The 13011-nt window shown below is 35.4% G+C and carries 5 protein-coding genes; all 5 read left to right on the forward strand.

The genetic code is table 11. The annotated features are described in order from the left end of the window. The first annotated feature begins 4 nt into the window (after window positions 1-4). The 5 genes from brxC to pglZ all read left to right on the forward strand — a co-directional run bounded on the left by brxC (window position 5) and on the right by pglZ (window position 13004). The gene (gene brxC / locus ACTIEI_RS03390) at window positions 5-3445 is read left to right on the forward strand and encodes a BREX system P-loop protein BrxC (RefSeq protein WP_439504871.1); all 3441 of its coding nucleotides are present in this window, start codon (window positions 5-7) and stop codon (window positions 3443-3445) included. Next, the gene (locus tag ACTIEI_RS03395; protein ID WP_439504872.1) at window positions 3445-6705 is read left to right on the forward strand and encodes an Eco57I restriction-modification methylase domain-containing protein; all 3261 of its coding nucleotides are present in this window, start codon (window positions 3445-3447) and stop codon (window positions 6703-6705) included. The genes brxC and ACTIEI_RS03395 overlap by 1 nt, the downstream gene beginning before the upstream one ends. Before the next feature lie 170 nt (window positions 6706-6875). Then, complete coding sequence (locus ACTIEI_RS03400; RefSeq protein WP_439504873.1) at window positions 6876-9425, forward strand: McrB family protein; 2550 nt, start codon at window positions 6876-6878, stop codon at window positions 9423-9425. Next, a complete protein-coding gene (locus tag ACTIEI_RS03405) occupies window positions 9415-10692 on the forward strand; it encodes an McrC family protein (protein WP_439504874.1) in 1278 nt (425 codons plus the stop codon). Before ACTIEI_RS03400 ends, ACTIEI_RS03405 begins: the two co-directional genes overlap by 11 nt. Further along, a complete protein-coding gene (gene pglZ / locus ACTIEI_RS03410; RefSeq protein ID WP_439504875.1) occupies window positions 10689-13004 on the forward strand; it encodes a BREX-1 system phosphatase PglZ type B in 2316 nt (771 codons plus the stop codon). Before ACTIEI_RS03405 ends, pglZ begins: the two co-directional genes overlap by 4 nt. The last annotated feature ends 7 nt before the right edge of the window (window positions 13005-13011 follow it).

Here is a 13011-nt window from a genome sequence, read left to right on the forward strand (position 1 = left end):
TGTAATGAAGAATAAAGAATTATTTACCCTGAATCCCGAGCAAGTTAATCTTAAAAATGAAGGTGTTGCAAAAATTAGAGCTATTAATGAAAAGGAAGATATCTCTATAGTTGAGTATGAGTTAAAAACATTTGTTTGTGAAGGAGAATATCATGAAGGATTGAGAAAAATGTTACAAACTTATATTACTTATTTGCAGGATGGAAAAACTGATCTTCCAGCATTTTGGGTGAGTGGTTTTTACGGAAGTGGAAAGTCTCATTTGGTTAAAATGACCAGTTATCTATGGAATGATTTTGAATTTCCTAATGGTAAAACAGCTCGTAACATAAAACCTTTGCCACAAGACATTAAAGATTTATTTGTTGAAATAGATAGAAAGCAGAAAATCCAAGGAAAATTGTCAATTGCCGGCACATTGCGTGATTTCCCTTCTAAAGATATCCGCTATTCTTTTTTGCAAATTTTTCTTAATTCACTTGGTCTACCCCAGCAGTATCATCATTTTAAATTTGTGCATTGGTTAAGGAAGGAAGGTATTTATGATGGCGTTCAGGCAATTTTAGAAACCAATGGCAAAAGCTTAAAAACAGAAATTGAAAGAATATTTGTTTCTACATCATTAGCAAAAGCTGTATTAGAAATGAAGCCTGAAATGGCTGATAGTGAAGCCAAATTATTAGAACTTTTTAGGGCTCAATTTTCAAGAGTCGAAACAATCGGTAGAGAAGATTTTATAAATACAATCAGAGAAGAAATTCTGCCACTTTCATTTGGCGATAAGATTCCTTGCACCATAATTATTTTAGATGAAGTACAACAATTTATTGGACAGGATAGCAATCTTGCTTTTGATGTGCAATTGTTAGCTGAAGATCTATGCTCTCGTTTCGATGGTAAATTTCTTTTAGCTGGTACTGGTCAAAATGCTTTAACAGATACGCCCATACTGCAAAAGCTAATGGCTCGATTTAGGGTTCCTATACAACTGACCAATACAGACATTCAAACGGTAATTCGCAAAACCATACTAGATAAGAAGCCTACATCTATTGCTACGTTAAACTCTAAACTTGATGTATCATCTGGGGAAATCTCTCGTAATTTGGAAGGTACCGTCTTTGGATATTTAACTGACGATAGAAACACATTAGTTGCTGATTATCCTTTGTTGCCATCCACCAGAAAATTCTGGTACAAGGTTTTACAGGTTGTTGATGTTGCAGGTACATCAGGTCAATTACGCAATCAATTGCGCTTAATTGATGATAGTTTAAAGTCTATTGCTGAAAAAGAGTTGGGTTTTGTTGTTCCTGCAGATTTTATTTTTACTCAAACTAGAGCAGACCTTATACAGGCAGGCTTATTACTAAATGATACAAGTAATTTAATACAAGGAAAAAAAGCTCAAGGGGGTGATGAAGAAATTGAAGGCCGAATTCTTAGTGCTGTTTTTCTATTAGATCAAATAACTTCTAATACATCAGATACCGGCATTAAATCGAATGATAATACAATAGCAGACTTATTAATTGATAACCTGAATGTAAATTCAGATGCATTCCGTACCAAAGTAAAAGGGCTTATTAAAAAATTGGTAGATGAAAAAGTATTGATGCCAATTAATGATGAGTATAAGTTGCAAACAAAAGTAGGTGCAGAGTGGGAACAAGAATTTACCAAGCAATACATCAAGCTCAATAATTCAGGAGATGATCAGATTCAATCACTACGAAGAGAAAAAATAGTATCTTATTTTAAAGATAAAACAAGAGGGATTAGTGTTACACAAGGCACTTCAAGAATGGTACGTGATTTTGAATTATGGGATAAAGACACTATGCCCAATACTGAGCATAAATTAAATTTATGGATTCGTGACGGCTGGTTTGAAAATGAAACAGCAGTAGAAAATGAAATTCGTGCCGCTGGTAATACTGCCCCATTAGCCTATGCCTTTGTAAAAAAATTTAGAGACCCTGAAATTAGAACAGAGATCATTAAATTCTTAGCTGCAGGTTTAGCTATTAATGCCATGGGTTTGCCGGCTACACCAGAAGGTGAGCAAGCGAAAAAAAGTATGGAGACCCGCCAATCGCAGGCTAAAACTGCTATACAAGATTTGATTGAAAAAATTTGTAATGAAACAATCATTTTCCTAGCTGGTGGCAATAAGGTTCAATTAGGTACTTTTAAAGATAATATTCAAGAAGCCCTAAATAGTATAGCAGATCGCCAGTTTCCAGATTTTAAAAGCAAAGCCGATTTTTTAAATTGGGGTCAGGCTTTAAACAAGGCGATAGCAGGCAACCCAGATGCCTTAAATGCTATCAACTATACAGGAGATGTAGATAAACATCCAGTTGCTTCTGAAATTCTTCGTTTCATGGGCAATAGTGCTAAAACAGGTAGAGACATTCGTAATCACTTCATGAAAAACCCTTATGGTTGGAGCCAAGATGCAATTGATGCTATTCTCATTATGCTGAAAAACATGCAGCATATATCCACAACTGAAACAAACTTAAATGTTGCTCGAATTAATCAAGCTACTTTTAAAAAGGAGATTCATATCATAAAGGCTTCTGAAAAAATCGCTATTCGTAGGCTCTTTCAAGACGCCGCTATCACCTGCCCTCCCAACCAAGATATATTTCCACATTCCAATGAATATCTTGATAAACTAAAAACGCTTGCCGCTCAGGTAAGCGGAGATGCTCCTAGACCAGAACCCATCAATATCAATTTTATTAAGGATATTGAAAATAAAGAAGGTAATGAGCGGCTATTAGAGATTCTGCAACAAAAAGATGACTTGAATGCTAAGTTTATCGGTTGGAGTACAAAGGCCATATTGGTGCGTGAAAGAGAACCACTTTGGAACCTCTTGGTAGATTTAAACAACCATGCCCCTGATGAACCAGAGATGGAGCAGTTAAAAATTGAAACAGCTGCCATTAAAAATGATCGGTTATTGTTGCAAGAGCCTGATTTGATACAGCCAATATTAACGGCTATAACAGATAAGCTGCTAAATATTCTTAACAAACGCAAAGAGCAATTTAATGCCCTCTATGATTTGCGAATGAGCGATTTACAATCGAATGAATACTTCAAAAAACTTACCCCAGAACAAAAGCATAGTATCTTAGCCAAACATCAGTTGTTGGTTAAGCCAGAGATTAAAACACTGGACGCTCATACCTTAGTTAATCAATTACAGAAGGCTTCATTGTATACCTGGGATACCAAAATAGCAGCATTGCCCGGTCAATTTCAATCGGCTTTAGAAGATGCAATTTTATTGTCTGCACCGCAGGCAAAAACATTTAGCCTTCCTAGAACAACCATCAGTAGTCAAGCAGAAATAGATAGTTATGTAACAGAACTGAAAACGGAACTAGAAATATTATTGAAAGATTCAAGCTCAATTATTTTAAAATAATGGCCGTCCTAACACCACAACAACGAAATACACTAGAAGCAGTAGTAAAACAAGCTCGAAGAATGGCCGAGCAGGGTGCATATAATGCTTTACATAGTATGGCTGTGGATCATACTGAACCATATGCGCATATGACAGCTGAACAACGTAGCCTTAGAAATAGTTTGCGAAGTAAAGCCCGATTGTTAGGCGATGATTTACTTGCTAATGGGGAACAAAAAATAGAACACCTTAGTTATGAATTGGCTTATGAAACCTGGCACAAAATGTTGTTTGCCAAATTTTTGGAAGCTAATGGATTGCTCATGCATACGGATGGTGTAGCAGTAACAATGGAAGATTGTGAAGAGTTAGCCAAGGAAGAAGGCTTTTTTGATAAATGGGATGCAGCCGCAAATTATGCAAGTAAAATGTTGCCAGCTATTTTTAGAACTGATGACCCATTGATGCAAGTAGCTTATGCAACAGATGAGCGCATTAAATTGGAAACCATTATTGATGGTTTAGAAAACCAAATCTTCGTTGCTGATGATGCATTGGGATGGGTATATCAGTTTTGGCAAAGCGAAGCCAAAGCAGCCATAAATGCAAGTGGGGATAAAATTGATGGAGAAAAACTACCTGCTGTTACACAGCTGTTTACTGAACCTTATATGGTTCATTTTCTGATAGACAATACTTTGGGTGCATGGTGGGTAAGCCGAAACCCGGGTATAAAGCCACCTATAAAGTTTGAGTACCTGCGTTTGTTGGAAGATGGAACGCCTGCCGCAGGTAAGTTTGAAGGATGGCCTTCTAAAACTGCCGAAGTTACTGCTTTAGACCCTTGCATGGGATCAGGGCATTTTGTGGCTTCGCTGTTTCCTGTATTTGCAGCATTGCGGATGCAGGAAGAAAGTTTAACCAAAGAGCAAGCCACCGATAAAGTAATTGCTGAAAACCTGAATGGACTGGAGTTGGATGCAAGATGTACACAAATAGCTGCTTTCAATTTAGCACTCACTGCCTGGAAGTATTGTGGGTATTACAAAGAACTACCTGAAATGAATTTGGCTTGTAGTGGCATTGCTCCCAAAGGTAAAGTTGAAGACTGGGTTAAGTTGGTGGGCAAAGTGGAAAGAGCCGATTATAAACTTCGTTTAGAAAATGGTATGAAGATGTTGTACGAACATTTTCAATTAGCCCCTGAACTAGGCAGTTTGCTTGATCCTACAACTATAAAGGCAGATGCATTTACTGCCAGCTTCGAAGAATTGCAACCTGTGCTAAAAAAAGCATTGGAAAACGAAGCTGACACTGAACAATTAGAAAGAGGTGTGATGGCCGCTGGAATTGCAAAAGCTGGGCAATTGTTGGCTAAGAAATATACTTTGCAGATTACTAATGTGCCTTACTTATCAAAACGTAAGCAAGATATTTTAATGGCGGATTATTGTGAGAAAAGATATAAAGATTCTGATGGCGATTTAGCTACTGTGTTTTATGAAAAAATGCTTGGTGGCAATAATTCTGGTGGCACTTCTTGTTGTGTCATGCCTCAAAATTGGTTATCATTAACTTCATACAAGAATCTTAGAAAGAAATTAATTGAGAAAAAAAACTGGTCATTTGTAGCAAGGCTTGGTACAAAAAGTTTTACAACACCAATGTTTGATTTTAATGTAGTACTTATTTCTATCAACAACAAAAGTCCAAAGAATAAAGAATGTGAGTTTTTCGGAATTGATGTTGGAGACTTTTCTAGTGCAGATATTAAAGCAAATAAATTACTTAAAGAAAATATAATCAGTATCAATCAAAATGATCAATTAAGTAATCCTGATTATAGGATAATTCTTTCAACTGATTTCGATAAAAGCGAATTAAAACTTCTATCAAATTATGCTACTTGTAATGTTGGTTTACAAGTTGGCGACTGGATGGCATATCGAAGAAATATATGGGAAATACCTAAAATAAGTTCTGATTGGAGAAAATTAGTTAACACAGTTTCAGAATCAATTTTCTATCATGGATGTGATGATATTGTATACTGGCCTAATAATGGGAAAATGCATGATGATAACCCAAGTGCATATATAAAAGGGAAAAAGGTGTGGGGCAAAAAAGGAGTTACTATAAGTATGATGGCTGCATTACCTGCAAGTCTTTACATGGGTGAGTCATTTAGAAATGGAATTTCTGTAATTGTTCCAAAGAAACCTGAACATTTAAATGCAATATGGGCCTATGCTTCAAGCGAGAAATATAATATAGATGTACGTAAAATAGACCAAAAGTTATATGTAACAACAAATACTTTAGTTAAAGTTCCATTCGATTTAGAACACTGGCAAAAAGTCGCTACTGAAAAATTTCCCAACGGTCTTCCCAAGCCTTACAGCGATGATCCCACACAGTGGTTGTTTCATGGACATCCAATCAAAACAGAAAATCCATTGCTAGTGGCTTTAGCCAGGGTATTGAGCTATCGTTGGCCTGCGGAGACAGATACTGAAATGGAATTGGCTAATGAAGCCAGAGTTTTAATTGAAGCTGTAAATGCGTATGATCATTTAAGCGATGAGGATGGTATTTTCTGTATTCCATCGGTAAATGCAGAACAAGCCGGTGCAGAACGTTTGAGAGATTACTTGCAACAAGTTTTTGCCGGTGAATGGAACAACCAAACGATTACCCAACTGCTGCAAAAAGAAGGAGCAAAATCTACCAACTTAGAAGCCTGGCTGCGAGATGAGTTTTTTATGCAGCATTGCAAGGTGTTTCAAAACCGTCCCTTCATCTGGCATATTTGGGATGGTCGCAAAGATGGTTTTTCGGCTTTGGTCAATTACCACAAATTAGATAAGGATAATCTTTCCAAACTCATCTATACTTATTTAAATGATTGGATTCGGGTATGCGTAACCAAAAAGAATGCAGGCGAAAGCGGTGCAGAAGGTTTACTTAGTGCTGCACAAAAACTCAAAGAAAACTTGGAAGCCATCCTGCATGGCGAAGCCCCTTACGACATTTTTGTTCGTTGGAAACCACTGGAACAACAACCCATCGGATGGGAACCTGATTTGAATGATGGAGTAAGATTAAACATTCGTCCGTTTGTAGAGGCAGGTGTAATCCGCACCAAATTCAATGTAAAATGGGGTGTGGATAGAGGAAAGAATCCACCAAATAGTTTTTGGGGAGAAGTGAGGGATAATGATAAACACTTGAGCTTGGAAGAAAAAAGGCTGGCAAGAGAAAAAATTAAAAAAATATAAATCAAAATCGTTAATCTTATTATATGCAAGTATTCTTTGGGAGAATTACCGAGAAGCAAAATCCTACTGACCAATTTAGTAAAGGATATTATCATGCAAAAAAAGGTACATCTTATTTTGGGGAACTTAATAACTTTAATTCGTCCACTAAAGAACCGGTTTACGTATTCATGATTGCAACCAATTCAATCGAATTATGGAAAGTAAGTCATTGGGGAAAGAATGAACAAGATTTGTTTTTTACAAAAACAGGAGTTGATTTAGACAACATGAGCAGGGCTTGGTTTGCTGCATTCAAGTTTTTTTATTTAGACCTAGACTTGATCGTTTTTACTACAAGGCGACCCTACAAAAAAGCGTTCTTCAAGTTACGCATAGATAATATGTTTTCTGAAGCACAAATATTAGATCCAGCTACCTATTCTAATTACGACAATTACAGAAATATCGAATTATGTAAAACTATTCCATCTTCTATCTCGAGAAATCTTGTTTTTCATAAGGAGGGTGAAGACTGGAAATTTAAATCTCCTGATTTTTTTGATAATTCATTATCCTCACAATTCAGAGATAATACCAAAAACATAGGAAGGGGAAGGCCTAATAAAGATAATTTACTAAAATATATATCTGAAGCTACTCCACTTCCAAAAGAACTCAACCCAGACGATTTATCACTTTTAAACGTTTATGATATTTTCTTTTGCGATTACAACGGAATTATAGAAGATGAAATCTTGCTTAATCAAGACGAAAATTGCTATAAAATTTCAATGAGTCCTAAAGATATTGATGAAGACTCATTTGCTGAAATGATAGAACAAAATGTAATTACAATTCACAAAAATACCCCAGCTAAAGGAGCTTCATATGAAACGCAAAGTGAAACTTTTAGTGAAAAAATAAAAATTGGCGATTACTTTTATTTATGTAGAGGAAATAGTAAGTTAATATTATTGGGGAGGATAACCTCAATGTCAGAGCCATCATTTCTCGAAGAATACAATAATGAGGGTTGGATTCAACGGCAGTTCGAAATAGTGAAATTAGCCACTACAGATGAAAAATATGAAGGAGCGAATAAGTGGTGGACTCCGAATCATGTTTCAACCTGCATCCAAATTCCTGATATTGAATTAACCCTAGCAAATGCCTTAATATTTGCACCATACTTCAGCACTTCATTAAAAAAAATAACGCCACCATCGTTTTCTGCAGATAAAGATGTAACAAAAAATCATATACCTAATATGAGCTTAAATACAATTTTGTATGGTCCTCCTGGAACCGGAAAAACATATAGCACCATTGATATGGCACTTGAGATATTAGGCCAGGAGTTAAATGTTTCTCGAGAAAATCGTAAAATACAGTTTGCTAAATATCAAAAGGAGCAAAGAATTTTTTTTTCAACTTTTCATCAGAATATGGCCTATGAGGATTTTATTGAAGGTATTAAACCAATTCCTCCCGAAGAAGAAGATGATTTTTTAAAATATGAAATACAAGATGGTTTATTTATGAAAGCCTGTATTGAAGCAACATATAGTATTTTATCTAAAAAATTAATTCAAAATAATGATGAAATAAAAAACTATCTAGATTACAATGCTTTGTTCGATTTGCTTTATGATGAGGTGGTAGAGAAAGGGAATATCCAACTTTCAACAAAATCAAAAGTGGAGGTTATAGCATCAACCACATCACAAGGTAATTTTTCAATACGTCATATTGGAAAAGAAAAGCCATATACAGTATCCCGTGAACGCTTGGCTGTCTTGTATGAAAAATTTCCAGATCTTAACTTGATTTCAAACATCACTAATGAATTTAGAAATGCTATTGGAGGATGCAATTCAACTGCTTATTGGAGTGTTTTGAATAAGCTACAAGAAATCGAAAAAAGCAAAAAGGAAACTACTAAAAGTGACCCTTCGGTGGATGAAATTCTTGAGACTAATCTGAGTTACGAACACAAGAAGACCATTGTAAAGAAGTATTGGACTTTAAGAGATACCCATCCAATAGGTGATGAAAATAATGAACCATTCATTTTCATTATAGATGAAATTAATCGAGGTAATGTTTCGCAAATTTTTGGTGAGTTAATTACTTTAATTGAAGATGATAAGCGATTAGGAAAATCTGAAGTACTATACATTGAGCTTCCATACTCTAAGCAACCATTTGCTGTGCCACCTAATTTATTTGTTTTAGGTACTATGAATACTGCTGATAGAAGTGTAGAATCACTTGACACAGCTTTACGGAGAAGGTTTTCATTTATTCCAAAATTGCCAGAAGAAAGCAAACTTGGTACAACAATAGATGGTATTGAGTTATCTAAATTACTTTATACTATCAACAATAGATTGAAGATTTTAAAAGACAGTGATCATACAATTGGCCATGCTTGGTTATGGAATGTCACTAATTTAGAAAGCCTTAAAATAGTTTTCAGAGATAAAATACTTCCGTTATTACAAGAATACTTTTATAATGATTATGAAAAATTGGGATTGGTATTAGGGGATGCGTTTTTTAAGGCACATGTTCAAATAGGTAGTAATATTTTTGCAAATTTTTCAGGTGGTAATGGTTTAGCAGGCCAATATGATCAAACGTGGCAGTATCAATTGAAATTAGTAGATGAATTAACAATTGCCGATTTTAAATCATTAGAACAAAATAAAAATAAATCTGCATCATTTGAGGAATAATAAACCCATACAAGTATTTGAACACAAGCAACTCTTTATTGGGGAGCAAGGGTTTGATAAGCACCATTGGGAGGCTTTAGGTTGGTATAATGAAAAGCATGGGGGTGGATTTTTTACACTCACTCCCAGAGGAGTAAAATTCAATCAGTATGTAGGAGTAATTCAGGTTGGAAATATCACTATTGAAATCTTACCAAAAATTAGTCAGGCTGAAGAAAAGGGCGACAAAGACAAATGGCAAAAAGTGTTGATAGATATGCTGAGGGAATGCAAGTGGATGCAGGTTTATGCCCAAGACAAAGCATCTTTGCGTTTTAAACCGAACAGTATATTGGAGGCTTATCTTGAATTATTTGTACAAGAATGCGAAGAAATCATAAGGCAGGGGTTAGTAAAAAAATATAGAACCGTTGCCAATAATTGTACAGCATTAAAAGGTAAACTGCTATTTAACAAACAGATTCAGGTTAACTTGGTGCACAAAGAACGATTTTACACACAGCATCAGGTATTTGATAGAGAAAATGTTTTTAACCAAATATTATTGAAAGCATTAAAACTAATTCCTGTAATAAGCCAAAGTCCTTACTTGAAAGATAAAGTTTATAATCTTTTACAGTCTTTTCCTGAACTAGAGGATATTAGGGTAAGGCATGAAACTTTTGATAAATTAGTTTTTGACAGAAAGACTTCCCGTTATAAGCCAGCAATAGAAATTGCTGCCATGTTATTACTCAATTTCAGACCAGATATTAGCAGCGGACACAATCATGTATTAGCGATTTTATTTGACATGAATGATCTTTGGGAAGAGTATATATATCGTCAACTTTATAAGCATAAAAAGCCTAACTGGATAGTGCGTTCTCAAAATTCAAAACAGTTTTGGAAACTGCATAGTAACAATGGATATAAAACGGTTAGGCCCGATATTGTTATTCACAATCAAGCAAATGACACAAAAATTATTTTAGATACTAAATGGAAAATACCTGATAATAATGTTCCAGCAGATGCTGACCTAAAGCAAATGTTTGTTTACAACGAATACTGGATTGGCAAAAATGCTATATTGCTTTATCCCAATGCAACTTATACTGAAGTGCCAGTGTATTACGAAGGTTCATTTGTAAAAAAGGAAAAGGCAATTGCAACTCATGGATGTGGTGTAATGAAAATGGCAGTTTTAGATAAACAGAATATAATACTAGACAATACAATAGGAAAACGAATTAACGATTTTCTGAAAAATGAAATACTGAAATGAAATATAGTATTTACGATAAAGTTGTACATGCATTAAAACAAGCAGAAAATCATAACAGCAATTTAATGGTAAAGCCAGAGGTAATCCTTTGGCCAGATCCTGAAAATCAATGGTGTGATGTGATAGAGGTGCTACAAAAAGGCATACCACATCTGTTAATCTATGGCAACTTTGAACCTTCAAAAAAACAAGGTCCTGCTATATGGCTAAAGTGTATGATTGCCAAAGTACTTCCCGAAGCCAATTGGAATGAGGAGGCGATTCCCATTATTTACCTTCCAGGTATTGCCAAGTCGGATTTGAGGAATGTAGAAAATGCGGTGTTTAATTTTCAACCTTTATTAGAGTATCAATATACTGGTACACTTTTTATGCAAGATAATGGTCGAGAATGGAGCATTTTGGCTTTTATTGAAAATCCTATTAATGGATTAGGTATTAAAGTTGCTAAAGACAATGCTACTAAAGATGCTTTAAAGAAAACACTGCCTTCTATTTTCCAGGACAAGGAAGTATTGGCAAATAAAACCGTCATAGATGCTGATTATTTAAACAATCAATTATTCCCTGATATAATACCGTCTATTCTAAAGTGGATGTGTAAGGGAGATTCATTTTTGAATAAGACGGATGCCGGTAAAATCGAAACTTTTAATAACCTCTGTAAATCTCAATATGAATTTGAACCCGACCACAAAAACATTAAAGCCATTGCAGAGAAATTGGGTTCTCAGAAAAACTCTTGGAAATACGTTTGGCAATTATATGCTAATGCTCCCCATAAATATCCTGAAATAGAGGGCTTGCTCCGTTTGGCAAAACCTGCCGATTTAGGCATTGGTGTTTTTGCATTACCCGATGAAAGTTGGCCACAGGTAAACGAGCTGAAGGAAGAAGCATTAGCCCAAGCGTTATCAAAAGCCGCAAAACAAGATGCAGTAAAAGCATTGGCCACCTTGCAAGATTTAGAAAAAGAACACAGTGTAAGGAGAAACTGGGTTTGGTTTGAGTTAGGCAAATCGCCAATGGCGAATGCCTTGCATTATTTGGTTCAAATGGCTGCAAAGGCCAACGAAGCATTTTCATCTTCTTCCATTGAGGCCATAAAAAACTATTACACAACACATGGCTTTTCGGTTGACCAGTTTATGCGTAAAGCATTAGCCGCTGTGAAATCAGAGAAGGACAAAACAATTGTAAAATCTATCATCCATTTGTTCTACCAACCCTGGTTAGAAAACATCACCAAAAAATTTCAAAAATTGGTGGAACAGGATGCAAACATTTTTACTTCGCAAAAGGCGGTTTCTGAAATTGAATCATTTGTATTATTTGTAGATGCCTTTAGATATGAATTAGCGGAGGAGTTTTGCAAACGATTGACAAAATACAAATTGAAAGTTTCGCTGCAAGCTAGTTGGTCAGCAATCCCATCTTTAACTCCAACAGCAAAACCCAATGTATCACCAATTGCAAATGCTGTTTCAATAAAAAGTGGCATTACAGAGTTTCGACCTCAATTACAAAATGGTAAAGACTTGCTTACTCCAGTATTTCGCGATGCCTTAAAAACTGCGGATTTCAAATTGGTAACTAATGCAAACGACATTCAGAGCGAAGGAAAGTATTGGAAAGAAATCGGTGATATAGATACCAAAGGGCACGAAGAACAAGCCGATATGGTAAAACGCATTGAAGAATTATTCGACCAGGTAGAAGAGGCTTTGGAAGTAGCTTTTGAAAGAGGAATCAAACGCATTAAAATAGTAACTGATCACGGTTGGTTATTACTTCCAGGAGGTTTACCTAAAACCCAACTTAATGCAGGGTTAACAGAAACTCGTTGGGGTCGTTGTGCATTAATCAAAGAAGGGGCAACTACAGATTTGCTTCATCTGCCTTGGCGTTGGAACCCTTCCATTTATATTGCTTATGCTCCCGGCATTTCGTTCTTTAAGGCAAATGAAGAATATGCACATGGTGGTATTTCATTACATGAATGTTTAGTTCCTACCATTACAATTGAGAATCCCCATGAAAAAAATATTGAGGCAGAAATTAAAGCAGTAAAGTGGATAAATTTAAAGTGTGCAATTCATACAACAGTTGTGCCCGATTCATATTCGATAGATATTAGAACCAAATACAATGAAAAGTCAACTTCAATTGTTTTGTCAAAAACCAAACAACTTTACCAAAATGAAGTAACATTAATGGTTGATGATGATGCAGAGTATAAAGCGGCTACTATTGTATTAGTTGATGAAAATGGAAGAATTTTAGATAAGAAACCTACCACTGTTGGAGGTTAAAAATAGA

This window comes from Sediminibacterium sp. (assembly GCF_051860225.1).
In the GTDB taxonomy this organism is placed as follows: Bacteria; Bacteroidota; Bacteroidia; order Chitinophagales; family Chitinophagaceae; genus Sediminibacterium.

Coding starts and splice junctions, on each gene's coding strand:
- pglZ (WP_439504875.1), top strand. CDS start 10,689: ATGAAATATAGTATTTACGATAAAGTTGTACATGCATTAAAACAAGCA.
- brxC (WP_439504871.1), top strand. CDS start 5: ATGAAGAATAAAGAATTATTTACCCTGAATCCCGAGCAAGTTAATCTT.
- ACTIEI_RS03400 (WP_439504873.1), top strand. CDS start 6,876: ATGATTGCAACCAATTCAATCGAATTATGGAAAGTAAGTCATTGGGGA.
- ACTIEI_RS03395 (WP_439504872.1), top strand. CDS start 3,445: ATGGCCGTCCTAACACCACAACAACGAAATACACTAGAAGCAGTAGTA.